We start from the raw sequence: 26,158 nt of genomic DNA on the forward strand, positions 1-26,158 counted from the left end.
GTCGAATTGATTTTAAAATTTGATACAAGATTACAACCTGAATTAGGAAACAATTGGGAAAAAATAAAAAGCGCTTATTTTTTATGGGAAAGTGATGTTAAATACATGTTCCCCGTCGAAAGCGTATCCAATATACAAATTATAATTGGAACTAATCGATTTTACGATCGCTAATCCGAGTCCGGTAGAGTTTTCGTTCGTGCTATGTCGTGCAAAGCGGTTAAAAACAAAATCGGGATTCAAAGGTTTTTCGGAACCGGAATTTCGGATTGTCAGTTGTTTTTCAGACAAAGCTATAGTAACCGTACCGTCGGGACGATTGTGCAGAATCGCATTTTTGATCAAATTGCTTAACAAAGTCAAGGCGAGTCCTTTGTTCATGTTAAAAACCAACGGTTCATTTTGGATAACCTGTAGTGAAACCGATTTAAAAGCGGCAAAATCTTCAAAATCGGATAAAACCTGCGCGGTCAGTTCGTTAAAGTCGACAGCCGTTTCGTCCGGGAATTGCTTGTTTTCGATTTTGGAAAGCATTAAAAGCGACTTGTTTAATTTTACAAGTCGCGAAAGCGTATCGGTTATTTTTCCAACCGCATCCATTTGTTCTTCCGTTAAAGTGTTGTTTTCGGCAAATAACTCCAGTCGGTTAATACTAATAGCCAAAGGTGTTTGTAGTTCGTGCGACGCATTTTCGATAAACTGTTTCTGACTCGCATAGGTGGCTTCATTTCGTTTTAATAAGGCTTCCAGTTCTTTTCCCAGAGCTTTAAACTCATCGATAGGAGAAGGTGGTGCTGTAAATGCGGTACCGGTTCCGAGTTTAAAATGACGCAGTTTGTCCAACAAAGAATAAAACGAACGCCATACTTTTTTTAGAATAAAATAATTGATGATCACAATGCTCACGACCAACATAATGTAGAGCGCGATTAAGGCAGTCATCAGATCTTCCAACAACTCGTCTTCTTCCACCATCGAGGCGGTGATCGTCAGTTCATACGGATTACCGTCCGAGGCCATAAAAACCGTTTTTAGTACGCGTACCGGTTCGTAATCATCGTCGTATTCCATGTATTTATGATCATTGTAGATCACATTCTGATGATCGTCATCATCGTCATCGTCGCGATTATTTCGGGCAATATAGCGTCCCATCGAAACCGGTTTTATCGTAAACTGGTTGATTTCCGATTCGTGATTGGTGAGTAACTCCGGACTTTGTTGGGCTTTTCGGATGATCAGTAATTTGGAATTTTTTAAGCCGTCGTCAATATTATCGTAGACTTCCTCCAGAATGACCATATAAAATAGACTCGCCCATAGCGCGATAACGCCCAATAAGGCGATAAGCAGGTAGCGTAATGTATAAACCTGGAGTTTCATAATCAGCTCATTCGGTAACCAATGCCATAAACCGCTTGAATGTCGATTTCGGCTGCGGCATCTTTTAGTTTTTTGCGTAAATTTTTAATCTGAGAATAGACAAAATCGAGATTATCCGCCTGATCAATATAGTCGCCCCATACATATTCGGCTAAAGCAGTTTTGTTGATCAATCGGTTTGGATTTGTGATAAAATAGTATAACAAATCGAATTCCTTACGGTTGAGCGTCAGTTCGTTATTGTTTACGCTAACGGTGCGCTGTTCGGGCGAAAGGGTGATGTTGTTCCAGTGAATCAGGTTATCACCGTTATGGCTTTTTCTCCGGATTGCCGATTTGATTCGGGCATGGAGTTCGGCCAGATGGAACGGTTTACTCAAATAATCATCGGCACCGATATCCAAGCCTTTGACTTTATCGTCTACCGAATCTTTGGCCGATATAATGATAATCGCCTCTTTTTTATGTAATGCTTTGATTTCCGAAATCAAATCGAGTCCGTTTCCATCCGGTAGCATAATATCTACGACTACGCAATCGTACGCATAACAACCCAGTTTATCGAGTCCGTCGTTAAAACTGGCGGCCGTTTCTACGATAAATTTTTCTTTTTCCAGCGATTGTTGGATGACTTCACGAAGTCCTTTTTCGTCTTCTATTATCAGGATTTTCATTCGTTTCAAAGGTAATGATTACATAAATGGACGCAATTTAATCCGTGATTTGGGAAAGAATTAGGAATGATCCGGTAGCTTTTTTACTTTTTTTAGTTGTAGCAGGTTTAACGGATTGATTCCCAGGTTGACTACATTTTTACGGGTGAATCGCGCGACTCTGTCATAAAATAAAGGGATTATTGGCGCTTCATCGATGATAAGAGCATCCATTTCCCGGTACAGTTCATTTCGTTTGGTTATATCATTTTCCAAAAATGCCTTTTCATACAAAGCGTCGAAAGTAGCATTTTTGAAATGCGTATAATTCGGACCGTTTGGCGCAAAGTTCTTACTGTAAAACAACGAAAGGTAATTTTCGGCATCAGGATAATCGGCAATCCAGCTCGCACGGAAAAACGAAACTTTTCCAGTCGCAATTGCCTGTCGTAACGTAGCCGGAGGCGTTACATCGACCTGAACATTCAGACCAATTTTTTGCCATTCCCGTTGTAAATATTCCGTGATATCAATATAGGTAGCGTTGGTCGACAAATAGACAGTTGGATTCGGATTGCCGGTCGCTTTTTTATACTCGGCAATTAATTTCCGGGCTTTTTGCAGATCGTAATCATAGCCTTTCAGATTGGCATAACCGGGTAATCCGGCCGGAATAATACCACTGGTAGCCGGTGTTCCCATTCCGTTACGCAGGTAAAGGATCATTTTTTTTCGGTCGAAACCATAATTCATCGCCTGGCGGATTCGTTTGTCCAGTATGGTTTTATCGGTGCCATCCATACGGAATCCAAGGTATTCGGTGTTTAGATAAGCGCCGGTTATCAGGTTAATATCGTTTTGGTATTTGGACTGTAAATCGCCTTTTTGAGTCAGAATTTCGTCTTTATAGGAAGGATCCAGTCCGGAAACAAAATCCAGCTTACCTTGTACAAATTGTAGAAAACCGCTTTGTTTGTCCGGTAAAAAGGTAATGGCAACGGCTTCCAGATAGGGAAGTTGCACACCTTGTTCGTCTTTTTCAAAATACAACGGATTTTTACGCAACACCAGTTTGACGTTTTCTTCCCATAATTTGAACTGAAAAGGACCGGTTCCTACGGGTTTAGCCCGAAAATCATAACCCGGCGTTTCGACGATTTCTTTTGGAACCACCGAAGCATATTTCATTGATAGTAACCCTAAAAAGGCCGGAAACGGTTTTTGTAAGGTGATTTCGAAAATACTGTCGTTTTTAGCCTTCATGTTGGCCACAGTTTGTAAAATCCAACCACCGGGTGACGCGACTTTTTCATCGCGCAATCGTTTTAAACTGTATTCGAAATCAGTAGCGGTAACGGTTCGGGTGCTGTCTTTCCCGAAAAGCGCATTTTTATGAAAATAAACATCCTTGCGAAGCGTAAACGTATAGGTTTTTCCATCGGACGAAATCGTCCAGCTTTTGGCAATATCCGGCTGAATATGCAGACTGTCGTCCAGTTGTACCAATCCGTTAAAAATAAGATTGCAGGGCCAGATTATCGCCTGACTCTTGGAAAAAGCCGGATCAAGAGAGCTGATATTAGCACTTTCGTTATAACGGAAAACCAGATGATCCTTGTCTTCGGTACTGTTTTTACCACAGGAAACCATTAAAAGTAAAAGACAAAAGGCTGATATGGAAAAGATTATTGATCGCATTGAGAAAAATAGGTTTCTGTTTAACCGGTTGTTGTAAAGTCTTAATATAATGTGAATTAGGAATATAAATCTCCCAATGGATTTTACCAAACCGAATTTTGTATGTAACTTTGCAAACTCTTTTTTAAAAAGATGTAAATATAACTAAAGTTACTACTTTATAGGTAGCTTATCATTATGGAAAACAGAAAAAAAGTTGCTTTTTATACACTGGGATGTAAGCTGAATTTTTCAGAGACATCGACCATTGCGCGCAGTTTTCAGGACGAAGGCTTCGACCGTGTGGATTTTGAGGAAATAGCCGACATATATGTTATCAACACTTGTTCGGTAACGGAAAATGCGGACAAACAGTTCAAGCAGATTGTAAAGAAGGCGCTAAAGCATAATGATAAGGCATTTGTGGCGGCTGTGGGATGTTATGCGCAGTTAAAACCGGAAGAACTGGCAGCAGTGGATGGTGTGGATCTGGTTTTGGGAGCTACCGAAAAATTTAAAATTACCGATTATATCAACGACTTGTCGAAAAACGATATGGGCGAGGTGCATTCCTGCGAAATTGAAGAAGCCGATTTTTATGTCGGAAGTTATTCGATTGGTGACCGAACCCGTGCTTTTTTAAAAGTTCAGGACGGATGTGATTATAAGTGCACGTATTGTACGATTCCGTTGGCAAGAGGTATTTCCCGTAGTGATACGATGGAAAATGTAATGAAAAATGCAAAGGAAATTTCGCAACAGGGCATCAAGGAAATTGTATTAACCGGTGTTAATATTGGTGACTATGGAAAAGGAGAATTCGGAAATAAAAAACACGAACATACCTTTTTCGAACTGGTTCAGGCTTTGGATCAGGTAGACGGAATCGAACGTTTGCGAATCTCATCGATCGAGCCGAATTTGTTAAAAAACGAAACCATCGAGTTCGTGTCGCAAAGCCGTACGTTTGTTCCGCATTTCCATATCCCGTTACAATCCGGAAGCAATACGATTCTGAAAAAAATGAAACGTCGTTATTTACGCGAATTATATGCCGACAGAGTGGCTAAAATCCGCGAAGTAATGCCGCATGCCTGTATTGGAGTGGATGTAATTGTTGGATTTCCGGGCGAAACCGACGAATTGTTCCTGGAAACCTATAACTTTCTGAATGAACTGGATATTTCATACCTGCACGTGTTTACCTATTCGGAAAGAGATAATACCGAAGCAGCGGATATGGAAGGTGTGGTGCCAATGAATGTGCGTAGTAAAAGAAGTAAAATGCTACGTGGACTTTCGGTTAAAAAACGAAGAGCTTTTTACGAAAGTCAGTTGGGAACCCATAGAACGGTATTGTTTGAGGGTGAAAACAAAGAAGGTTATATTCATGGGTTTACCGAAAATTACGTAAAAGTTAAAACGCCGTGGAATCCGGAGTTGGTAAATACCTTACACGATATTCAACTTACAAAAATAGACGAGGACGGAATTGTTCGTATGGACTTTGTAAACGTTCCGGGATAAAATATAAACACCTGTTTCCGGTGTAATGATATAAAAAATGGCTGCCTTATAGACAGCCATTTTTTATGGATTATATTTTGATTCCCGGTGGCAATAATTCCTTATAAACGGGATTTTTTCTAAAAAAAGAAGCGATTTTAGGATGCGTCGGTACGACGCGTAATCGTTTTTCTTCGGCGTTGTTCATGATGGCTTTTAAAAAAGCATCGATAGTTTCAGGGTCTTCCTTTTCGGTATGGTTCAGTTTGGTTAGGAAAAGCTTGCGTTCCTGAAGGGAATACTCCACTGTTAATAACCCGTTTTCAGTTTGATTTTCGAATTGACGTAATAATTCGTTGTCTTTAATTTCCATGATATAGCGTATTCATAGGGGAGAAATAATTGATTATAATTTAACCCGGAATGTGATTGTAAAATCATCCGGAATGAATTATTTTTATGCAAATTTCGGAAAAAAACATAAGATTCTACGTTAGTGAAGCGTTAAAACAGCAGATAATGAGCAAAATACCCGTTTATTTAATGCCGGGAATGGCAGCCAATCCTACCATTTTTGAGAATATAAAACTACCGGAAGACCAATTTGAGGTCCATTGGCTGGAATGGTTTTTGCCGGAATCAAAAGAAAGTTTGGAAACGTATGCGAAAAGAATGGCCGAAAAAATAACGGATGAAAACCCGGTTTTGATTGGTGTTTCTTTTGGAGGCATATTGGTTCAGGAAATTGCCCGGATTATTCCGGTTCGGAAAACCATCATTATTTCCAGTGTTAAAACAAACGTGGAATTTCCGAAACGAATGAAATTTGCCAAAACAACCAAAGCTTATAAATTGATCCCGACGGGTATGTTTGCGAACATAGAAGTGCTGGCTAAATATGCTTTCGGTGAAACAGCCAAAAGTCGGATTAAATTATATGAAAAGTTTTTATCGATGCGCGACAAACGCTATCTGGATTGGGCGTTGGAAACAATAATCTCCTGGGATCGTAAAGTAGCCGATGATAAAATTGTCCACATTCATGGGGATGCCGATGAGGTGTTTCCGATAAAATATATCCATGATGCCATCATTATAAAAGGCGGCACTCATGTGATGATTATAAATAAATACCGCTGGCTGAATAGTCATTTGCCGGCTATAATTTTAGGAGAAAATACAATAAAAAATACGGAAGATGAATAAAGTGAAAAGAATGGCTATTGTAGCTGCTGTGATACTAACAAGTGGTGTTTTGGTTTATTGGACCAACGCCGGAACCGGAACGGATGTAGATGTAAAAAACCATGTGTATTTGCCGATGAATATCGATTTTGCAGGTGAAAGAGTACCTATGACGCTTTCGGATGTCAAAGAAAGAATGGATCGGGAACTGTTGGTCAATATAAATCTGCATGCGACTACAGCGTTGATCATCAAAAGAGCCAATCGCGCTTTTCCTGTAATTGAACCCATTTTACGACAGTATGGTGTTCCGGATGATTTTAAATACCTGGCCGTTATCGAAAGCGGATTAATAAATGCAGTGTCTTCGGCCGGAGCAAGAGGTGTATGGCAGTTTATGCCGGAAACAGCGAAGGAAAAAGGTATGGAAGTAACCGAAACGGTAGACGAACGCTATCATTTGGAAAAATCGACCGAAGCAGCTTGTAAATATTTGTTGGCAGCGAAAGAAAAGTTTGGAAACTGGACTTTGGCAGCGGCTTCTTATAACGGCGGGATGAACGGTGTAAACAAGCAAATCGACAGTCAGAAAGTAAGTGATTATTACGATTTGTTGCTTAATGATGAAACGGCGCGTTATGTTTTCCGAATTCTGGCTTTAAAAGAAATTATGACGAATCAGGCGAAATACGGCTATGATCTGCCTAAAGACGTGTTGTACCAGCAAATTCCGGTACGAAAAGTAGAAGTAACGGCTAATATCGACGATCTGGCTGCTTTTGCCATAGAACAGGGGATTAATTACAAGATTCTAAAAGTTCACAACCCGTGGTTACGCGATAAAAAACTGGTGATCACGCCAAATAAAAAATATACAATCGATATTCCGTTAGAAGGTTATAAGCGTTAATTTTTGGCTAGTATCGGTGAATCGTTAGTGTTTAAAAGGCAGCTGAGGTTGTCTTTAAATACCTTATAGTTGGCATCAAGTGCTTTGCTATATGTCGCTCTCGGAATGTGTAGGGCTGTATTGCGCTTGATGGCAACAACGGTTCGGTTTTTATCCAAATAGTATAAGATCGGAAATCCCAGGCTGTGTTTTAAGGTAGAAACCAGATACGCATCTTTATTGTAAGTTTCGTGAGCGTAGCAAATCGCGATATGATGATCAAATTTTTTTGACCACTTTTTTAAATTCGATTTTCGATCCCAGTATAATACTATAAATTGGATATCGTTTCCATATTGTCGGGCCAGTTTGTTTAGTGCCGGGATTTCCCCTTTGTTAGGAACACACCAGGACGCATAAGTGATCAGGAAAATAGGTTTTTCAAAAGCGCTGATCCGTTTTCGACCTTTATGGAACCGCTTTAAGTTAAAATCGTCGAAAGTGGTACCTATGAGTTGGTGCCGAACCAGGGAATCAAATAAAAAATCAGCACGATCTATATTGTTGTTTCGATAGGCTATATCCGACTTTTTGGAGTAATTTTTTAAGTTCCGGTGTAGGGTGTTTGAAAACAAAAAACTAGTGTTATCTTGAGCAGTAACTGTAGAAGATAGCAGGATCAGGATGATAATTGTAAAGTAGAAGTCTCTCATAGGCAAATACATTTTTAGGGTACTTGTTGGGGAAAACATTCTATTACAAAGATACAGTCAATATGGTAAGGTTGCGTAAAAAGCACAAAAAAAACGCCTTTTTGGGCGTTTTTTCATGATATTTTAGTTTTTTTTGGATTACATTTTCTTCATCTGATCTTTCATCATCTTGATCTGATCTTTCAGCATATTCTGTTTGTCCAGCTTTTTAGCCTCGTTTAAAAGATTGGTTGCTTCCAGTTTTCTTCTGCGTGTCATCGCGATACCGGCAAGATTTAATTTTGCCAAAGCCAAATCCTGATCCATATTTAAACCTAATTCAATCGCTTTTTTGAAATATTTTTCAGCCGCTGATAAATTAGTTTGGGAAACCATTAATCCGTTTAAGTAGTTATAATATCCCTGTTGTTTGCGAACCAAAGCCGTTTCCGGGTTTTTGATATAAGCAAGCCATTTTTGAGCACCGGGAAAATCCTGTTTACGAAGTTTTAAAAACGCTAATAAAATAAACTCGTTTTTGAAATACAATAAAATAAAAATAGATGAAAGCAGTAGTAAGAAAATCCCGTTTCCGATGTTACTTTCGGTGAATTGCCAGATACCAAGCGCAATGATTAAAGCGGCTATAATCAGTTTAATATTTCTGTGAAACATAATTGTTTTTGTTTTAAGTTTGCAAATGTAATAAAATGAAACGAGCGGGCGAAATTAAGTTTTCTGAAGCCGGTTTACAAGTAAAAGCTGCTCGCGGTAACTACTAAAGGGCAAAGCAGTTAACAGAAATAAAAATATTTTTTTAAAAGGGCTTGCCAGAAATAAAAGTCTTTGTATATTTGCACTCGGTTTTGAAGCGAGAGAATTTCAAAGCTGATCCTATTTAAAAACACGATTTAAAGATAAAAGCAATGAGTAAGAGAACGTTTCAACCATCAAAAAGAAAAAGAAGAAACAAGCACGGTTTCATGGAAAGAATGGCTTCTGCTAACGGAAGAAAAGTATTAGCACGCAGAAGAGCTAAAGGAAGACATAAGTTAACGGTTTCATCAGAGCCAAGACATAAAAAATAATGATTTTTAAAATCATAAATAAAGGTGTTACTTATTTAAGGTAACGCCTTTTTTTATATCTTTTCGTTAAAAATAAATAACTACATACTACACAACACAATGCCTAAAGACAATTCAATAAAATCGGTTTTAATTATTGGTTCAGGGCCTATCGTAATCGGACAGGCCTGTGAGTTCGACTACTCCGGATCGCAATCGGCACGATCGCTGCGCGAAGAAGGAATTGAAGTCATTCTGATCAACTCCAATCCGGCAACCATTATGACGGATCCATCCATGGCCGATCATATTTATTTAAAACCTTTAACTACAAAATCCATTATCGAAATCCTAAAAGCACACCCGCAAATTGATGCGGTTTTGCCAACTATGGGAGGACAAACTGCCTTAAATCTATGTCTGGAAGCAGACGAAAAAGGAATCTGGCAGGATTTTAACGTACGATTGATCGGTGTTGATGTAAATGCCATTAATGTAACCGAAGATCGCGAGCAGTTTAAACAATTGCTGGCGAAAATCGATATCCCGGTAGCACCGGCAAAAACAGCCAATTCTTTCCTGAAAGGTAAAGAAATTGCACAGGAATTCGGTTTCCCGTTAGTAATCCGTCCGTCATTTACATTAGGTGGAACCGGAGCAGCTTTTGTACATAAAAAAGAAGATTTCGACGATTTATTAACTCGTGGACTGGAAGCTTCTCCAATCCATGAGGTGTTAATCGATAAAGCGTTATTAGGCTGGAAAGAATACGAGTTGGAATTATTGCGTGATAAAAACGATAACGTAGTGATTATCTGTACCATCGAAAACATGGATCCGATGGGAATCCATACCGGAGACAGTATCACGGTAGCACCGGCGATGACTTTATCCGACAGAACATTCCAGAGAATGCGAGATATGGCCATCCTGATGATGCGAAGCATCGGTAACTTTGCCGGCGGATGTAACGTACAGTTTGCTGTTTCTCCGGATGAAAAAGAAGACATTGTAGCCATCGAGATCAACCCGCGTGTATCGCGTTCTTCGGCATTGGCTTCGAAAGCAACGGGATATCCAATCGCAAAAATTGCCACCAAACTGGCTTTAGGGTACAGTCTGGACGAATTGCAAAATCAAATTACAAAATCCACTTCGGCCTTATTTGAACCGACTTTGGACTATGTAATTGTAAAAATACCACGTTGGAACTTCGACAAATTTGAAGGAGCCGACAGAACACTCGGATTGCAGATGAAATCCGTAGGGGAAGTAATGGGAATCGGACGTTCGTTCCAGGAAGCGTTACACAAAGCAACGCAATCGTTGGAAATTAAACGTAACGGATTAGGAGCTGATGGTAAGGGATATACCAATTACGATCAGATTATTGACAAACTGACCTATGCGAGTTGGGATCGTGTATTCGTAATTTATGATGCGATTGCAATGGGAATTCCGTTGAGCCGTATCCACGAAATCACTAAAATCGACATGTGGTTCTTAAAACAATACGAAGAACTATATGCACTGGAAAAAGAAATTTCCAAACACAATATCGACACCCTGACTAAAGAATTGTTACTGGAGGCGAAACAAAAAGGATTTGCCGACAGACAAATTGCCCATATGTTAGGATGTCTGGAAAGTCAGATTTACAAATTGCGTGAAGATTTAGGGGTAAAACGGGTTTACAAACTGGTAGATACCTGTGCCGCCGAATTTAAAGCGCAAACACCATACTATTATTCCACTTTTGAAGCAGAAATCGAAAAAGCCGACGGAACCCGTTATGTGGATAACGAAAGCGTGGTATCCGACCGTAAAAAAGTGATCGTTTTAGGTTCCGGACCCAACCGTATCGGGCAAGGTATCGAATTCGATTATTCTTGTGTTCACGGGGTATTGGCGGCATCGGAATGCGGTTACGAGACAATTATGATCAACTGTAACCCGGAAACGGTTTCCACCGATTTCGACACGGCTGATAAATTGTATTTTGAGCCGGTTTTCTGGGAGCATATTTACGACATTATCCGTCATGAAAAACCGGAAGGTGTAATCGTACAATTAGGAGGACAAACTGCCTTAAAGCTAGCAGAAAAACTGTCAAAATACGGTGTTAAAATCATTGGAACCAGTTTTGATGCTTTGGATTTAGCAGAAGATCGTGGACGTTTCTCGGAATTGCTGGAAGAATTAAAAATTCCTTTCCCTAAATTCGGAGTAGCTGAAAGCGCCGAGGAAGCTTCAAAACTAGCGGATCAACTGGACTTTCCGTTATTAGTACGTCCTTCTTATGTATTGGGTGGACAGGGAATGAAAATTGTGATCAACAAACAGGAACTGGAAGAGCATGTGGTAGACTTACTACGTAAGATCCCGAATAACAAACTATTACTGGATCACTACCTGGACGGGGCGATTGAGGCGGAAGCCGATGCGATTTGCGACGGTGAAAATGTATACATTATCGGTATCATGGAGCATATCGAACCGTGTGGGATCCACTCCGGAGATAGTAATGCAACCTTGCCACCGTTTAATCTGGGTGAATTCGTAATGCAACAAATTAAAGATCATACGAAGAAAATCGCACTGGCTTTAAAAACGGTAGGACTTATCAATATACAGTTTGCGATTAAAGACGATACGGTTTATATCATCGAAGCCAATCCAAGAGCTTCACGTACGGTGCCATTTATTGCAAAAGCTTATGGCGAACCGTATGTAAACTATGCAACTAAAGTAATGTTAGGTGTGAATAAAGTAACCGATTTTGATTTTAATCCACATTTAAAAGGATATGCAATCAAGCAACCGGTATTCTCATTCAGCAAGTTTAAAAATGTAAACAAGGCATTAGGTCCCGAAATGAAATCAACAGGAGAAAGTATCTTGTTTATCGACGACCTAAAAGACGATCAATTCTACGAATTGTACTCCAGACGAAAAATGTATCTGAGTAAATAATAACATTATATTTTATAGAAAGCCTCACTGCTACAGTGGGGCTTTTTTATTGAAGTAGCTTTCAAAGTGATTTTTTATTAGCTTTACTTAAAAATTACTATGGCATTCCTAAAGCGCATCAGTTCCAGAGCTAAGGCAGACGAAAATACCGGTTTTGGAAGTAATGCTTCCATTTATGGGGCACGATTTGTAAACAAAGATGGAAATGCCAATGTCCGGAAAGTGGGAATCGGTATAACTGAGCGTATCAGTTGGTACCATGCGATGATCGATGTACCACGCTGGAAATTTATGTTTATCATTTTTGCCTTTTACCTGATCGTAAATTTTATTTTTGCCTGTATTTATTTTTTACTTGGTGTACAACATTTACAAGGAATCAATGCAAAAACAGCGGTTGATCAGTTTGGACAGGCTTTCTTTTTTAGTGCACAGACCTTTACTACTGTAGGCTACGGACATATTAGTCCGACCGGTTTTATGACCAGTTTTGTCGCTTCGGTAGAAGCGTTATTCGGATTATTGAGCTTCGCAATTGCGACCGGTTTATTTTACGGAAGGTTTAGTAAGCCCAAAGCGCTGATCCGCTTTTCGGATAATGCGGTCATTGCGCCTTATAAAGAAGGAAAAGCCCTGATGCTACGAATGACACCTTATAAGAATACCAACCTGATGGAAGCCGAAGCTAAGGCAACAATTGGATTAAGTCTGGAAGAAGATGGTAAAAAAGTCAATAAGTTTTTTTCGCTCGATCTCGAACTGGACAAAATTAATATGCTAACGTTAAGCTGGACGTTGGTACATCCCATTACCGAAAATAGTCCATTATATACCTTTACCGAAGCGGATTATAAAAATCAGAAAGGCGAAATTCTGATTTTTGTAAAAGTTTTTGACGATATGTTTAGTACTACCGTCGTAAAACGAACTTCTTATACCTTACGCGAAGTAATTTATGGGGCACGTTTTTTACCGATGTTTGAAGCCGACCGTGATAGTGATGAGACAATACTGTATGTGGATAAACTGAACGCCATCGAAAAGATACAGTTGTAGGGCGCAATCCGTATTTATTTCTTCAAAATATAATACTTTTGCAGTCTCAATGATGTATCGCCAATGAAGCCGACAACAATTTTTCTGATCACGCCACCTTTTACGCAGCTCAATACCCCATATCCGGGCACGGCCTATGTAAAGGGATTCCTGAATACCAAAAATATTTCCTCCTTTCAGGCGGATTTGGGTATTGAAGTTATCTTAAAATTGTTTTCAAAAGAAGGATTAATCCAAATGTTTGCCGAAAGCGAACAAAAAACGGAAACGCTATCGGATAACTGTCAGCGGATTATAGCGTTACAGGATGAATATATCAAAACGATTGATTCGGTTATTTTATTTCTTCAGGGGAAAAATCCGACGTTGGCGCATTTGATATGTCAGGAAGATTTCCTGCCGGAAGCATCTCGTTTTGCACAATTGGAAGAATTGGATTGGGCTTTTGGTACGATGGGAACACAAGATAAAGCCAAACATTTGGCAACGCTTTATCTGGAAGATATTTCCGATCTGATCGTAGAATGTATTGATCCTAATTTTGGTTTTAGTCGTTATGCGGAGCGATTAGGCCGTTCGGCCAATTCTTTTGACGAATTGTACAACCATCTTCATCAGGAATACACTTATATCGATAAAATCACCTTACAGTTATTGGAAGAAAGGTTGAACGTAATAAATCCGAAAATTGTAGCTTTTTCAGTTCCTTTTCCGGGTAATTTGTACAGTGCCTTCCGATGTGCCCAATGGATTAAAAAACACCGACCGGAAATTAAAGTAGCGATGGGAGGTGGTTTTCCCAATACGGAATTACGATCGTTAACGGATGTCAGGGTAATGGAATTCTTTGATTTTATTACACTCGACGACGGAGAAGCGCCGGTAGAAAACATGATTGCTTATGTGGAAGGTACTATCAGTAAAGAAGAACTGAAACGGACCTTTATACTGGACGAAGGTAAGGTAGTTTATATTAATAACCCAGCCTGTAGGGACTACAAACAATCGGAAGTGGGAACACCGGATTATACCGATCTGTTGCTGGATCGTTATATTTCGGTTATTGAAATTGTAAATCCAATGCACCGAATGTGGAGTGACGGGCGCTGGAATAAACTCACGATGGCGCATGGATGCTATTGGGGGAAATGTACTTTTTGCGATATTTCATTGGACTATATTAAAGTTTACGAACCTGTCGCGGCCAAAATGTTAGTGGATAGAATGGAGGAGCTGATTGCGCAAACCGGGCAAAATGGCTTCCATTTTGTAGACGAAGCAGCACCACCTGCCTTGATGCGCGCGGTAGCACTGGAAATAGTAAAACGAAAACTGGCGGTGACCTGGTGGACCAATATCCGGTTTGAAAAAAGTTTTACAAAAGATCTGTGTTTATTGTTAAAAGCGTCCGGTTGTATTGCTGTTTCCGGCGGATTGGAAGTGGCCTCCGACCGTTTACTGGAATTGATCCAAAAAGGAGTGACGGTAGCACAGGTTGCCCGGGTAAATCGCAATTTTACCGAAGCCGGAATTATGGTACATGCGTACCTGATGTATGGCTTTCCGACGCAAACGGCACAGGAAACTATCGATAGTCTGGAAATGGTACGACAATTATTCGAACTCGGAATTCTACAATCCGGATTTTGGCATCAATTTGCGATGACGGCACATAGTCCGGTAGGAATGTATCCCGAAAAATTTGGCGTACTAAAAGAAACGGAAGCTATTGGAACTTTTGCGAATAATGATATTGTTCATATTGATAAAACCGGTACAAATCACGATAAGTTCAGTTTTGGATTAAAAAAATCCTTGTTTAACTATATGCATGGAATCTGTTTTGATTACCCTTTGCAGGATTGGTTTGATTTTAAAGTACCGCGAACAAAAGTTTCGCCGGATTATATTTACAATGCTTTACAGGATGCGGATACTTTTACCGTAAAACCAACGGCTAAAATTGTCTGGACAGGGGGTAAACCGGTCGTGTCGTATTTTACCAAAAACAAAAAAGGAAGGCAGTTCGAAATGGCGAGTCTGACTTTTCACGATAAAAAAGAAAGTTTTGCGATTCAGGTTAATAAAGATGATGCCGATTGGCTAACTGCCGTTTTGCCAAAAATTTCGGTTACTCAAAATAAAATACTGACCTTTAATGAGGTAAAAGCCGATTATGAAGCTGCGGATCGTGAAGATTTTGAATTATTCTGGTATTCAAAACCAATTAATACCTTACGAAGCTCCGGTCTTCTGGTATTGTGATATTTAGGCTTTGAGATTAAATTTAAAACCGATACCATGCAGGTTTTCTATTTGTATACCGTCTTCTTCCGAAAGCAATTTGCGAAGTCTGGATATAAAAACATCAAGGCTTCGCCCCATAAAATAATCATCGGTACCCCACAAGGCCGTAAGTATCTGTTCCCGTTTCAGTACGGTATTTTTATTATCCAGGAATAATTTTAAAAGCTCCGCTTCGCGTTGTGTCAATACTGTTTTTGATGAACCCTTACTCAAGGTGTAATTTTCAGCATCAAACTGAAAGGCGCCAACAGTATAGCTGTTTTTTTCAGGTAAGACTTTCTTTTGTGAGCGTTTTAGAAAAATCTCAATTTTTAGCAACAATTCCTCGATGCTAAAAGGCTTTACAAGATAATCATCGGCACCCAGACGTAATCCTTTAATCCGATCTTCTTTTAAGGTTTTAGCCGAAAGGAAGATGATCGGGATTTCTGTATCGATTTGCCGAATGGCAGAAGCCAGTTCAAAACCGTCGATTTTTGGCATCATAATATCCAAAATACAAATGTCAAAAGAACCTGATTTGAATTGTTCCAGACAATTTTCTCCGTTTGGACAATGAAAAACGTCATAACCATTCAGTTCCAAATTATCTTTGGTCAGAAAAGCCAGGGTTTCATCGTCTTCAGCGTATAGGATTTTATATTTTGACATTATTTTTTAGGTATTAACAGGGTTATGGTTGTTCCTTTTCCTAGGTGACTTTTGGCGGTTATTTTCCAGTTATGAAGCTTGCAGATTTTATGTACATAGTACAATCCTAATCCGAAACCGGTCACTTCATTACTTTTTGTACCCGGAATCCGGTAGAACTTGTCAAATATAAAAGAAATATTTTTTTGAGAAATACCAATTCCGTTATCGGTAAACACCAGTCGGACGCGATGTGCTTCCCGGCTAACAGTAATATGAATTTCCGGGGCGATTTCGCAATATTTTACCGCGTTATCGATCAGATTGTACACAATATTGGTAAAATGGAATTCATCTCCGTAAATCTGCAGGGATTCATCCGGATTTGTGACGGTAATATGTGCTTCCGGATAACGTAACTGTATATTTTCGGTGACATCCTGTAATACGGTAGCTAACAAGATGTCATTTTTTTGTAGTTTTAATGCTGTGTCGTCCGACTTCGCAATATTTAATATTTTCTCAATATGATGGTTCAGTTTTTTACTTTGTTCGATAATGATAGCAGCATATTTATCCAGTTTTGGGTCCTTTTGTATCGGTTCCTGTTTGCTGAGGTAATTTGAGGCAATCAAAATCGAAGAAAGTGGCGTTTTAAACTCATGCGTCATATTATTAATAAAATCGCGTTGTAACTCCGAATATTTTTTCTGCTGTAATAAAGTGAAAATGGAATATACATAGACAATCAGGATCACAATCAGGGCAAAAGAAAGTATAAACCAAAATTTCAGGGAACTGAAAAGATAGGACGTTTCATTGGGAAAGCGAACGGCAAAATAATAGACCAGGTTTTTGTGTTTTGGGAAATAAACTGAATTCTCCTTTTTAGAAGTGTCGCTAATTGCGACATAATTTCCATAAACCATCTCATCACTTTCGCAATTGTACATGGCATATTCGAAATCGGTGGTAATATTAAACTTTTTAAAAACCGTTTTTAAATAATATTCGAGTATTTCCGGTTCAAAATCATTGTCGACATTAACGATATAGTAGTCGTTAGATACTTTATTAATCGGACTGTTGGCCGGAAGTTCATGATTCTTACCTTCGTAAAGTTTTTTAGCGACTTCGAGTAAAGCGATATGTACTTTTTGAGTGAACTTCTTTTCTTCCAGATTAAAAGCCTCTTTGGTCCAAAGCAATTGTGCGATGATAATCCCCACAATGGCTATCAATCCGAGAATAATGATACTGTTAAGTCGGTTAATTTTCAAAATCTGTACTGTTGAGTAGTGTAATATTACTGAAAAATATACTTTTTTCGGCCTGTTAACAAGTCATTAACAAACTTTTAAAAACGGTTAACAGCAATCTTGGCAAGACTGGGATACTTTTGAACTATCACAATGAACCAACAAAATAATAATAATTTAAAAAGCAAAATTATGAAAATGATCAAACTTTCAGTTTTAGCCTTGGCATTAGGATTAATGTCATTTGCTGGAAACCCGGTAAAAACAAACGAAACTGTAGCTGTTGCTGTAAATGGTACTTCACCGATTCAATGGAAAAGTGAGACTATCGATTTAGGAGAAATTCCGCAAGGAAAACCAGCTAAAATCGACTTCGAATTTAAAAACACTGGAAAAACTGCTGTGATCATTACAAATGTAAAAGCGTCTTGTGGATGTACGGCAACGGATTATACAAAAACGCCAATCGCACCAAACGGGAACGCAAAAATCACTGCTACTTTTAACGCTGCTGCAAAAGGGGTGTTTACCAAAACGGTAACGGTAACAACCAATGCAGAAGAAGCACCAAAAGTACTTGTATTCAAAGGAACAGTTATTTAGTTCATAATTATTAGATTGAAATGCGAAAACCGCCTTGGAATTCCAAGGCGGTTTTTTTATACCCGATTGTTTTTTTAATTTATTTTCTCGGTATTGTGATATAATGGGGTCGTGTTGATTTTTTATTAATTATTTTTTTGTTTTTGTTGTAATTAAAGTGTTTTAATTGTTAAAAAAATGTATATAGTTTAGTTTTTGACTTTTTTGGTTACATTTGAAGCCTACGCATGATTGTTTTTAAACGTTGGGTACGAAATAGTAGAGGTGGAAGTAAGGCAATTATAGCGGTCTGGCGGAATATCCAATTTTGAATGACGAACGGCTAACTAAAAAACTATATGAAAAAAACACTACTTGCTTTTACGCTATTAAGTTCTCTTAGCGCATTTACTCAAAATTTCACCCTGGTTTCCAATTCCGGAATTGTTCCGGTTCAATATAGTACCTGTAAGTTTGCTGATATTGATGGCGATGGCGATCTGGATTTATTCGCCATGGGTGGAAGTCCGAATGCCGGTAGTAGCCGGATGTATAAAAACGACGGAACCGGTCATTTTACCTTACACGATGATCAAACATTTATTAAAAGTCGTGAAGGCGGTAGTGCTTTTGGCGATGTGAATGGTGATGGCTTTCCGGATTTAATAGTTTCGGGAAATGCCAACGGAGTAAATACAAAATTATATTTAAATGACGGAGCCGGCAACTTTAGTTTGTCGCCAAATTCGAACTTTATCGGGACAATGAATGGTGATGTGAATATGGCCGATTTTGATAACGATGGCGATCAGGATATTCTGATAACCGGAATGTACACCAGTAATGGTTTTGCGATGGCGTTATATACCAATGACGGGACTGGAGTATTTACGCGTAATCTTCAAAGCGGATTGGAATCCTACGGTATGTATCTGGCTTCTGTAGTAGTGGCCGATGTCAATGGCGATGGGAAACCGGATATTGTAACATCGGGAAAAGTTGGTATTAATGCTACGGCTACTAATATCAGAATATTTCTAAATCAGGGAGATGGCGTTTTTGCACATCATCCGCAACCGGCTATAACGGCTTTATTGGGAAAAGTAGCTTTGGCGGATGTAGATAACGATGGCGATCAGGATTTACTGATAGCCGGGAATATGCCTTCGTCGTCCGGTAATCCGGCACTTTGGTTCCGTATGCAATTGTATTATAATGACGGGACTGCGAATTTTACAATGGCGGAAGGAATACCATTTGTAGGGATAGGCGATAATTTGGCGATCGCTTTTGCGGATGTCAATAATGATGGTTACCAGGATATTCTTTCGATGGGGCGGAAATATTCCGAAACGACGGTTGGAAACAATATACAGGAGGCGAATTTATATCTGAATGATGGAACGGGTGGTTATATAAAAATGGAAGATATGCCGTTTACCTCGCATTCCACCGGAAATATTGTATTTGCCGATGTGGATAATGATGGTGATCAGGATGTTTTGATCACCGGTATTGGTACGGGTACGACAGCTGTCGCTAAATTATACCGAAATGGACAGGTTTTAAATGTTGATGATCATAATGCAAAAACGATAGTGGTTTATCCGAATCCGGTTCAGGATAAAGTATATTTGACATTGCCGGATCAGGTTATTCAGGATATCCAGATTTATACGCTTGGTGGTGTCTTGGTAGGAACCGAAAAGCCAAATACAACAATGATTTCTTTAGATTGTAGCCGTTTGAATAGTGGAGTGTATCTGGTAGCGGTAACGACTGTCGATGGAAACAAAAGCTGGACTAAAATCGTAAAGCAATAAAAAAAACACACCTGACAGGTTTCTAAAACCTGTCAGGTGTTATAGATATAAAAACAAAAGCTGCCTAAAATTAGACAGCTTTTTGTTTTTATGCTTGTACCGGTTCCCCGTATAAGTCGAATTCTGTGGCATCCGTGATTTTGATCATCGTAAAATCACCGGTTTTTAAATAATGTTGCGTCGCATCGATCAACACTTCGTTATCTACGTCCGGACTGTCAAATTCGGTACGTCCGATAAAATATCCACCTTCTTTACGATCGATGATACAACGGTATATTTGTCCGATTTTTTCCTGGTTCAGATCCCATGAAATTTGCGCCTGAATATCCATGATTTCTGCGGCACGTTGTTGTTTTACTTCTTCCGGTACATCGTCTTCCAGCAAATAGGCATGGGTATTTTCTTCGTGCGAATACGCAAAACAACCCAAACGCTCAAAACGCATTTCTTCTACCCAGTTTTTCAGGATTTGGAAGTCTTCTTCGGTTTCTCCCGGATAACCTACGATTAGCGTAGTACGGATAGCCATTCCCGGAACGGCTTCGCGGAAATCTTTTAGCAGTTTGGTCGTTTTTTCATACGTTGTTCCACGACGCATCGATTTTAGAATATTGTCGGAAATATGCTGTAATGGAATGTCGATATAATTACAGATTTTAGGCTCGCGTTTCATTAAGTCCAATACGTCCATCGGGAATCCGGAAGGGAAGGCATAATGCAAACGAATCCATTCGATTCCTTCTACTTGTACCAGATTTTCCAATAACTCGGCTAAATTTCGTTTTTTATATAAATCCAGTCCGTAATAGGTTAAATCCTGAGCGATTAAAATCAGTTCTTTTACACCTTTGGCGGCTAAACCTTCGGCTTCTTTTACCAGTTTTTCAATCGGTTGTGAAACGTGTTTTCCGCGCATTAGCGGAATCGCGCAAAAACTACACGGACGGTCACAACCTTCGGCAATTTTCAGATAAGCATAGTTTTTAGGTGTTGTCGTTAGACGTTCTCCTAAAAGTTCGTGTTTGTAATCGGCTCCCAAAGCTTTTAAAAGCAATGGTAATTCGGTAGTACCGAAATAACGGTCCACATCCGGAATTTCTTTTTCAAGATCCGGGCGGTATCGTTCCGACAAACATCCGGTTACAAAAACCTTATCTACGATACCCTGTTCTTTTTTGTCGACATATTCCAGAATCGTATTAACAGATTCTTCTTTGGCATTATTGATAAACCCACAAGTGTTGATCACAATAATGTTTCCTTCATCATTTTTAGGTGCTTCGTGTTGCACGTCCTTACCGCTGGCTTTTAACTGACCCATCAGTACTTCGCTGTCGTAAACATTTTTAGAACAACCTAAAGTGATGACATTGATTTTGTTTTTCTTTAAAGACTTGGTTCTCATAGAATTGAAAAATTGGAGTGCAAAATTACGTTTTTTATAATTAGCATCATCATCGTTAGGTGAAATTTATGATGTTTTACTATTTCTTATGGCTTTCGGGGACTGTAATTTCCAGGTGATTTGATACAAAAAAGGCGACTTCTCATGGAAACCGCCCTTTTTCTTGTGTTTTTAATTTTAGAAACCAACCGTATAGGTAAGTGTAAAGGAGTCTATTTTACTATTAATTCTGGCAGAATCGGTCATGCTGGATAATAATGGAACGTCCATTTCTCTTTGGGAATGACCATAGGCAAAATCCAATCGGGCAGAACCAAAGTTATAACCAATACCGGCAGAATAGCCTTTTAAGTCGCCTACGATTTTTTCGTCTTTATACGGACTTTCTTCAAAACGGTATCCGCCGCGAAGGCTCACCTGTTTGATTTTGTATTCGGCACCCACACGGAATTCCTGTGCGGTGGTTAGTGTATTTTTATAAATATCGTTTAAAGAGTTGTTGTACGAGTTGTTTGGTTTAAATTTGATGTTGCTGTAATCTTTTACTCCGTAATCGAAGCTGATCAAACCTGACTTGCCAAAGATATAGGCTAAACTTCCTGTGAATTTACCAGGTGTTTGAAGGGTATACGTTGGGTATACGTTTATGATATTCGGATTAAGTGAAGCCGAACGCGTAGCACCCGGACTTGTTGGTGAATTGGCTGGAGCAACATAAGTAGTGTATAAACTTTGCGACAATTCGTCTGTTAAACGGTACCATGTTGGCGATTCGTAAGCCGCACCTAAACGCAATTCATCGGTAATTTTAGCGATAGCACCAATGTTAAACGAGAAACCACTTCCATAAGTGTGCGTATCGTTGTTAAACTGAATCTGGCGAATCGTAGCGTAATTCGGATCGGTGTTTACCGGGCCGTTATTGGATTCATAAACTGTTGAATTTTTGGTATAATCGGTAAAGTGGGCATTCAAATTAAGTCCGATGTAAAGACGATCTTTGTAAGAGCTGGCAAAGTTAAAAGCCAGTTTGCCATTATAACCCTTTGTAGTAACGTAATTCTGATGGGCATAACTTCCGGTTTGCGGAACATTGGAAACATAGTTTGGATTATCCGGATTAAACGGATAGGTGCTGGTGTCGATAAGATACGTCTGATAAGCTAAATAAGCCTGTTGGTCCTGGAAACTCAACTCGTCATATCGGTAATTGTTGTCGATCACACCAACCGGTAAGCCATTGGCCTGATTCAAGAAAAACTGATCGATTGAACGGGTGCCGGTTCCTCTGTAATTAAAACTATTGTCAAAATTATTAGTATTGTCATAGGCGATACCAAAGGTGAATTTGGTCCAGCCACTGCTAAGATCCTGATTGTGGAAAACAAAGATACCACCGGCCTGATTCAGGTCGAATGAAGTATCACTATCATTTGTAGTGGTTCCGAAATAACGGGAATTACTTTTGGTGCTTAACAAATTTAGAGTAGCCGCAGCAGTGTTGTAGTTAAAGATAGCACCACCGGCCGGATTAACATGTATGGCAGACATATCGCCACCAACGGCTCCGAAAGCACCGCTCATACCGCGGAATCGGGCAGTTCCGTTTAAATTGTCCATAGCATACCGCAGTCCGTCAGATGGAGCCAGCTCCTGTGCGGAGGCTATTACTGCTGATAGAGCAGTAATAGCTGTAAATATATATTTTTTCATGAGGATGTACTTTTAAAACTTAGAGGATTTGATTAACGTCTTCCGCCACCGCCGGATCTTCCACCTCCGCCGCCACCGCCGAAGCTTCCGCCACCACGGGAACCGCCAAAGTTACCTCCGGAATTATAGCTTCGTGAAGGAGCAGAGTAGTTACTGTTGCTGCGGGTTCCGCTATTGTTGGAGTTATTGTAATTGTAATTACGGGTTCCTGAGCTATTATTGTTGTAATTATAATTGCGGGTTCCGGAACTGTTTGTGTTGTTGTAATCCCGTGTAGCGCCATTGTTGTAATTTCGCGTTCCGTTATTATAGTTACGGGTTCCGTTGTTGTAATTGTTGTAATCTCTTGTTCCGGTACCGTAAGTTCGGTTAAAGTCTATATCCCTACGGCTGTTGTAATTGCGGGTTCCGGCATTATTATATCCGTATATGGAATTGTTGTAGCGTCCGTTATAGTAGGCCGATCCGCCTCTTGTTCCGCCATAATAAACACGGTTGTTGTAGTAGCCATTGTACCATCCCGGTCCATACCAACTGTTCCAGCCCCATCCCGGTCCGTACCAGTTATTCCAACCCCATCCGTAGTTTGGACCATACCAGGAATTCCAACCCCATCCAAGACCGATGCTCCATCCGGAACCGTAGTAACCGCCATTCCATCCCCATCCGTAATAAGGAGTGTACCAGGAATTCCAGTAACCTCTGTTCCAGTACCAGGGATCATTGTTGTATACGTTAACGGTAACATTGCTTGAATTGTCACCCCATCCGGCATATCCGGTAGCACCGGCATACTGATCGCGGTTTGTGGTTGCACTTGAGATAGAGTCCTGCTGACCTTGAGAAGCGTAATTGTCCACATCTGTAAAAATACCGTTGTTAGCATCTTTCTGAAGGTCGCTGAAGTAGTCTTTGTAATTATTGGCCTGCGCCATGTTCTGTTCGCTGTATCTGTTGTTGTAATCACTTCGCGGTCTTTCAGAACCGTAAACACCGTCATGATCGTAATAAGACGCGTTTTGGTAAGAACCACAGGAGGATACCACAAGTCCGAAGAATCCAATTACGGCGTAAATGGATAGTTTTCTGCTGGAGAGGTAATAAGTTTTCATATCTCTGGGTATTTTTATTGTTGGACAACACAAAAATAGTTAGTTTTGTCAAACTATTTAGTTAAAATAAGTAAAACAATATTTGTGCCAAACTAATCAAAATGAGTAAGAACTTAACAAAACGATCAGAGGATTATTCGAAATGGTATAACGAACTGGTTGTCAAAGCAGACCTGGCTGAGAATTCAGGAGTTAGAGGTTGTATGGTTATCAAGCCATATGGTTATGCTATTTGGGAAAAAATGCAAGCCGAATTGGATAGAATGTTTAAAGAAACAGGGCATCAGAACGCATATTTTCCGTTGTTTGTTCCTAAAAGCATGTTTGAGGCGGAAGAAAAAAATGCAGAAGGATTTGCGAAAGAGTGTGCGATTGTAACGCATTACAGACTGACAAATGATCCTGAGAATAAAGGAAAATTAATAGTAGATCCAAATGCAAAACTGGAAGAAGAATTAATTGTTCGTCCAACCAGTGAAGCAATTATTTGGAGTACCTATAAAGGATGGGTGCAATCCTATCGTGATTTACCATTGTTAATCAATCAATGGGCGAATGTAGTGCGTTGGGAAATGAGAACGCGTTTGTTTTTGAGAACGGCCGAATTTTTATGGCAGGAAGGACATACGGCGCATGCTACCAAACAGGAAGCATTGTCAGAGTCGGTACAAATGATGAATGTATATGCTGATTTTGTAGAAAACTTTATGGCTATTCCGGTAGTAAAAGGAATTAAAACGGAAACGGAGCGTTTTGCAGGAGCAGATGAGACTTATTGTATCGAAGCGTTAATGCAGGATGGAAAAGCATTACAGGCCGGTACGTCACACTTTTTAGGGCAAAACTTTGCCAAAGCGTTTGATGTAAAATTCTCGAATGCCGAAGGAAAACTGGAACATGTATGGGGAACGTCATGGGGAGTATCTACTCGTTTGATGGGAGCCTTGGTAATGACACATTCCGATGATAATGGTCTGGTGTTACCGCCAAACTTAGCGCCAATTCAGGTGGTTATTGTTCCGATTCATAGAAATGACGAGCAATTGGAAGCAATTTCGGCTCAGGTAAACGAATTGGTAAAACAATTGCGTAAACTGAAAATTGCTGTAAAATACGACGACCGTACAACGCATAAGCCAGGATGGAAATTCAATGAATATGAGTTGAAAGGAGTGCCGGTGCGAATTGCTATAGGTCCGAACGATTTGGAGAATGGAACTTATGAAATTGCCCGACGTGATACGTTGACAAAAGAAGTGGTTGCGAAAGACGGTGTTGTGACGTATATTCAGGACTTGTTGGAGACGATCCAGGAAGAAATGTTTACACGTTCCTTAGAATTCCGAAACGAGCATATAACTGAGGTAAATACGTTTGAAGAGTTTAAAGACGTGCTTGAAAATAAAACCGGATTTGTTTCGGCGCATTGGGATGGAACAGTAGAAACCGAAGAAAAGATTAAAGAGCTTACCAAAGCTACGATTCGTTGTATTCCTTTGGATAGAAAAGAAGAAGAAGGTCAGTGTGTGCTAACTGGTTCTTTATCAAAAGGTAGGGTACTTTTTGCGAAAGCGTACTAAAAAAAAATCGAAAAAAAATAGAGTTGTTCTTGCGAGATTGAAAAAATGTTGTACTTTTGCATCCGCAATAAAGCAATAAAGGTCCGTTCGTCTAGGGGTTAGGACGCCAGGTTTTCATCCTGGTAACAGGGGTTCGATTCCCCTACGGACTACGAAAAAAGTATTACACGGATAATACGAAATTTATTGGAATAATGGTCCGTTCGTCTAGGGGTTAGGACGCCAGGTTTTCATCCTGGTAACAGGGGTTCGATTCCCCTACGGACTACGAAAAAAAAATGTAAAAAGACTTAATCAATTTTAAGAAAATGGCAAATCATAAGTCGGCTTTAAAAAGAATCAGAAGCAACGAAAAGAAAAGAGTATTAAATAGATACCAACATAAAACTACACGTAACGCGATCAAAGCTTTACGTTTAGCAACTGATAAGGCAGAAGCGTCAGCTAAATTATCTGCTGTTATCTCAATGATTGATAAGTTAGCTAAGAAAAATGTTATCCATGATAACAAAGCTTCTAACTTGAAATCTAAATTAACGAAGCACGTTGCTAAATTAGCTTAAGCTAATTGAAACACGATATAAAAACCAAGCTCTCTTTGACGAGAGCTTTTTTTGTTGTTATTATTTTGTTATTTTTTGCTAACTACTTAAAAATTAGCGT

Annotated in this window: 22 protein-coding genes and 2 tRNA genes; 13 read left to right on the top strand and 11 right to left on the bottom strand. The window is 39.5% G+C overall.

What is annotated here, in order from left to right; genetic code table 11:
- Positions 1 to 81: 81 nt before the first annotated feature.
- From E6C50_RS06485 to E6C50_RS06495, 3 genes are read right to left on the bottom strand one after another with little or no spacing between them, the layout of a single operon-like run.
- Complete coding sequence (locus E6C50_RS06485; RefSeq protein ID WP_136402391.1) at positions 82 to 1,383, bottom strand: sensor histidine kinase; 1,302 nt, start codon at positions 1,381 to 1,383, stop codon at positions 82 to 84.
- Positions 1,384 to 1,385: 2 nt separating this feature from the next.
- A complete protein-coding gene (locus tag E6C50_RS06490; RefSeq protein ID WP_136402392.1) occupies positions 1,386 to 2,057 on the bottom strand; it encodes a response regulator transcription factor in 672 nt (223 codons plus the stop codon).
- 60 nt (positions 2,058 to 2,117) lie between these two features.
- A complete protein-coding gene (locus E6C50_RS06495; protein WP_136402393.1) occupies positions 2,118 to 3,734 on the bottom strand; it encodes an ABC transporter substrate-binding protein in 1,617 nt (538 codons plus the stop codon).
- A 177-nt stretch (positions 3,735 to 3,911) separates the two neighbouring features.
- Between E6C50_RS06495 and mtaB the strand changes: the two genes are divergently transcribed.
- Positions 3,912 to 5,240 carry a tRNA (N(6)-L-threonylcarbamoyladenosine(37)-C(2))-methylthiotransferase MtaB gene (gene mtaB / locus E6C50_RS06500; protein ID WP_136402394.1) on the top strand — a complete coding sequence of 443 codons (1,329 nt, stop codon included), beginning with the start codon at positions 3,912 to 3,914 and terminating at the stop codon, positions 5,238 to 5,240.
- Between the two features lie 70 nt (positions 5,241 to 5,310).
- On the opposite strand, the gene E6C50_RS06505 is transcribed toward mtaB, so the two are convergent.
- Positions 5,311 to 5,592, bottom strand: coding sequence for a GNAT family N-acetyltransferase (locus E6C50_RS06505; RefSeq protein ID WP_136402395.1), 282 nt, complete (start codon positions 5,590 to 5,592; stop codon positions 5,311 to 5,313).
- A 146-nt stretch (positions 5,593 to 5,738) separates the two neighbouring features.
- Between E6C50_RS06505 and E6C50_RS06510 the strand changes: the two genes are divergently transcribed.
- A complete protein-coding gene (locus E6C50_RS06510; RefSeq protein WP_136402396.1) occupies positions 5,739 to 6,425 on the top strand; it encodes an alpha/beta hydrolase in 687 nt (228 codons plus the stop codon).
- Positions 6,418 to 7,314: a lytic transglycosylase domain-containing protein gene (locus tag E6C50_RS06515; protein WP_136402397.1), complete on the top strand. Its 897-nt coding sequence runs from the start codon at positions 6,418 to 6,420 to the stop codon at positions 7,312 to 7,314. The genes E6C50_RS06510 and E6C50_RS06515 overlap by 8 nt, the downstream gene beginning before the upstream one ends.
- On the opposite strand, the gene E6C50_RS06520 is transcribed toward E6C50_RS06515, so the two are convergent.
- A complete protein-coding gene (locus E6C50_RS06520; protein WP_168732763.1) occupies positions 7,311 to 8,006 on the bottom strand; it encodes a TlpA family protein disulfide reductase in 696 nt (231 codons plus the stop codon). The two genes, E6C50_RS06515 and E6C50_RS06520, sit on opposite strands and share 4 nt — an antisense overlap.
- A gap of 138 nt (positions 8,007 to 8,144) precedes the next feature.
- Positions 8,145 to 8,660, bottom strand: coding sequence for a DUF2892 domain-containing protein (locus E6C50_RS06525; protein ID WP_136402399.1), 516 nt, complete (start codon positions 8,658 to 8,660; stop codon positions 8,145 to 8,147).
- 251 nt (positions 8,661 to 8,911) lie between these two features.
- Between E6C50_RS06525 and rpmH the strand changes: the two genes are divergently transcribed.
- The 4 genes from rpmH (at position 8,912) to E6C50_RS06545 (ending at position 15,346) form a co-directional block, all read left to right on the top strand.
- Complete coding sequence (gene rpmH, locus E6C50_RS06530; protein ID WP_026979292.1) at positions 8,912 to 9,073, top strand: 50S ribosomal protein L34; 162 nt, start codon at positions 8,912 to 8,914, stop codon at positions 9,071 to 9,073.
- Between the two features lie 99 nt (positions 9,074 to 9,172).
- Positions 9,173 to 12,025 (top strand): carbamoyl-phosphate synthase large subunit, encoded by a 2,853-nt coding sequence (gene carB, locus E6C50_RS06535; protein WP_136402400.1) that lies wholly within the window; start codon positions 9,173 to 9,175, stop codon positions 12,023 to 12,025.
- A gap of 99 nt (positions 12,026 to 12,124) precedes the next feature.
- Complete coding sequence (locus E6C50_RS06540; protein WP_136402401.1) at positions 12,125 to 13,081, top strand: ion channel; 957 nt, start codon at positions 12,125 to 12,127, stop codon at positions 13,079 to 13,081.
- Positions 13,082 to 13,144: 63 nt separating this feature from the next.
- The gene (locus tag E6C50_RS06545) at positions 13,145 to 15,346 is read left to right on the top strand and encodes a B12-binding domain-containing radical SAM protein (RefSeq protein WP_136402402.1); all 2,202 of its coding nucleotides are present in this window, start codon (positions 13,145 to 13,147) and stop codon (positions 15,344 to 15,346) included.
- Positions 15,347 to 15,349: 3 nt separating this feature from the next.
- On the opposite strand, the gene E6C50_RS06550 is transcribed toward E6C50_RS06545, so the two are convergent.
- Together E6C50_RS06550 and E6C50_RS06555 are read right to left on the bottom strand one after the other, a co-directional pair.
- On the bottom strand, positions 15,350 to 16,039 hold the full coding sequence (locus tag E6C50_RS06550; RefSeq protein ID WP_136402403.1) for a response regulator transcription factor: 690 nt from the start codon (positions 16,037 to 16,039) through the stop codon (positions 15,350 to 15,352).
- Complete coding sequence (locus E6C50_RS06555; RefSeq protein WP_136402404.1) at positions 16,039 to 17,298, bottom strand: sensor histidine kinase; 1,260 nt, start codon at positions 17,296 to 17,298, stop codon at positions 16,039 to 16,041. The genes E6C50_RS06550 and E6C50_RS06555 overlap by 1 nt, the downstream gene beginning before the upstream one ends.
- A 171-nt stretch (positions 17,299 to 17,469) precedes the next feature.
- Between E6C50_RS06555 and E6C50_RS06560 the strand changes: the two genes are divergently transcribed.
- Complete coding sequence (locus E6C50_RS06560; protein WP_136402405.1) at positions 17,470 to 17,880, top strand: DUF1573 domain-containing protein; 411 nt, start codon at positions 17,470 to 17,472, stop codon at positions 17,878 to 17,880.
- A 338-nt stretch (positions 17,881 to 18,218) separates the two neighbouring features.
- Positions 18,219 to 19,682, top strand: a complete 1,464-nt coding sequence (locus E6C50_RS06565) for an FG-GAP-like repeat-containing protein (protein ID WP_136402406.1) — start codon at positions 18,219 to 18,221, stop codon at positions 19,680 to 19,682.
- Positions 19,683 to 19,770: 88 nt separating this feature from the next.
- On the opposite strand, the gene rimO is transcribed toward E6C50_RS06565, so the two are convergent.
- The 3 genes from rimO to E6C50_RS06580 all read right to left on the bottom strand — a co-directional run bounded on the left by rimO (position 19,771) and on the right by E6C50_RS06580 (position 23,915).
- Positions 19,771 to 21,090: a 30S ribosomal protein S12 methylthiotransferase RimO gene (rimO, locus tag E6C50_RS06570; RefSeq protein WP_136402407.1), complete on the bottom strand. Its 1,320-nt coding sequence runs from the start codon at positions 21,088 to 21,090 to the stop codon at positions 19,771 to 19,773.
- Between the two features lie 177 nt (positions 21,091 to 21,267).
- Entirely contained in the window at positions 21,268 to 22,803 is a 1,536-nt protein-coding gene (locus E6C50_RS06575) for an OmpP1/FadL family transporter (protein ID WP_136402408.1), read from the bottom strand.
- 32 nt (positions 22,804 to 22,835) lie between these two features.
- Entirely contained in the window at positions 22,836 to 23,915 is a 1,080-nt protein-coding gene (locus E6C50_RS06580; protein WP_136402409.1) for a hypothetical protein, read from the bottom strand.
- A gap of 101 nt (positions 23,916 to 24,016) precedes the next feature.
- Between E6C50_RS06580 and proS the strand changes: the two genes are divergently transcribed.
- From proS to rpsT, 4 genes are all read left to right on the top strand, one after another.
- Positions 24,017 to 25,495 carry a proline--tRNA ligase gene (gene proS, locus E6C50_RS06585; RefSeq protein WP_136402410.1) on the top strand — a complete coding sequence of 493 codons (1,479 nt, stop codon included), beginning with the start codon at positions 24,017 to 24,019 and terminating at the stop codon, positions 25,493 to 25,495.
- Between the two features lie 80 nt (positions 25,496 to 25,575).
- Positions 25,576 to 25,647 (top strand) — tRNA-Glu (locus tag E6C50_RS06590).
- Positions 25,648 to 25,691: 44 nt separating this feature from the next.
- Positions 25,692 to 25,763 (top strand) — tRNA-Glu (locus E6C50_RS06595).
- A gap of 40 nt (positions 25,764 to 25,803) precedes the next feature.
- Entirely contained in the window at positions 25,804 to 26,058 is a 255-nt protein-coding gene (gene rpsT, locus E6C50_RS06600) for a 30S ribosomal protein S20 (RefSeq protein ID WP_136402411.1), read from the top strand.
- The last annotated feature ends 100 nt before the right edge of the window (positions 26,059 to 26,158 follow it).

This window comes from Flavobacterium supellecticarium, assembly GCF_004801375.1.
Classification (GTDB): Bacteria; Bacteroidota; Bacteroidia; order Flavobacteriales; family Flavobacteriaceae; genus Flavobacterium; species Flavobacterium supellecticarium.

Excerpts from the sequence above, each read along its gene's own strand:
- E6C50_RS06485 (WP_136402391.1), bottom strand. The coding sequence starts at position 1,383 with ATGAAACTCCAGGTTTATACATTACGCTACCTGCTTATCGCCTTATTG.
- E6C50_RS06490 (WP_136402392.1), bottom strand. The coding sequence starts at position 2,057 with ATGAAAATCCTGATAATAGAAGACGAAAAAGGACTTCGTGAAGTCATC.
- E6C50_RS06495 (WP_136402393.1), bottom strand. The coding sequence starts at position 3,734 with ATGCGATCAATAATCTTTTCCATATCAGCCTTTTGTCTTTTACTTTTA.
- mtaB (WP_136402394.1), top strand. The coding sequence starts at position 3,912 with ATGGAAAACAGAAAAAAAGTTGCTTTTTATACACTGGGATGTAAGCTG.
- E6C50_RS06505 (WP_136402395.1), bottom strand. The coding sequence starts at position 5,592 with ATGGAAATTAAAGACAACGAATTATTACGTCAATTCGAAAATCAAACT.
- E6C50_RS06510 (WP_136402396.1), top strand. The coding sequence starts at position 5,739 with ATGAGCAAAATACCCGTTTATTTAATGCCGGGAATGGCAGCCAATCCT.
- E6C50_RS06515 (WP_136402397.1), top strand. The coding sequence starts at position 6,418 with ATGAATAAAGTGAAAAGAATGGCTATTGTAGCTGCTGTGATACTAACA.
- E6C50_RS06520 (WP_168732763.1), bottom strand. The coding sequence starts at position 8,006 with ATGAGAGACTTCTACTTTACAATTATCATCCTGATCCTGCTATCTTCT.
- E6C50_RS06525 (WP_136402399.1), bottom strand. The coding sequence starts at position 8,660 with ATGTTTCACAGAAATATTAAACTGATTATAGCCGCTTTAATCATTGCG.
- rpmH (WP_026979292.1), top strand. The coding sequence starts at position 8,912 with ATGAGTAAGAGAACGTTTCAACCATCAAAAAGAAAAAGAAGAAACAAG.
- carB (WP_136402400.1), top strand. The coding sequence starts at position 9,173 with ATGCCTAAAGACAATTCAATAAAATCGGTTTTAATTATTGGTTCAGGG.
- E6C50_RS06540 (WP_136402401.1), top strand. The coding sequence starts at position 12,125 with ATGGCATTCCTAAAGCGCATCAGTTCCAGAGCTAAGGCAGACGAAAAT.
- E6C50_RS06545 (WP_136402402.1), top strand. The coding sequence starts at position 13,145 with ATGAAGCCGACAACAATTTTTCTGATCACGCCACCTTTTACGCAGCTC.
- E6C50_RS06550 (WP_136402403.1), bottom strand. The coding sequence starts at position 16,039 with ATGTCAAAATATAAAATCCTATACGCTGAAGACGATGAAACCCTGGCT.
- E6C50_RS06560 (WP_136402405.1), top strand. The coding sequence starts at position 17,470 with ATGAAAATGATCAAACTTTCAGTTTTAGCCTTGGCATTAGGATTAATG.
- E6C50_RS06565 (WP_136402406.1), top strand. The coding sequence starts at position 18,219 with ATGAAAAAAACACTACTTGCTTTTACGCTATTAAGTTCTCTTAGCGCA.
- rimO (WP_136402407.1), bottom strand. The coding sequence starts at position 21,090 with ATGAGAACCAAGTCTTTAAAGAAAAACAAAATCAATGTCATCACTTTA.
- E6C50_RS06575 (WP_136402408.1), bottom strand. The coding sequence starts at position 22,803 with ATGAAAAAATATATATTTACAGCTATTACTGCTCTATCAGCAGTAATA.
- E6C50_RS06580 (WP_136402409.1), bottom strand. The coding sequence starts at position 23,915 with ATGAAAACTTATTACCTCTCCAGCAGAAAACTATCCATTTACGCCGTA.
- proS (WP_136402410.1), top strand. The coding sequence starts at position 24,017 with ATGAGTAAGAACTTAACAAAACGATCAGAGGATTATTCGAAATGGTAT.
- rpsT (WP_136402411.1), top strand. The coding sequence starts at position 25,804 with ATGGCAAATCATAAGTCGGCTTTAAAAAGAATCAGAAGCAACGAAAAG.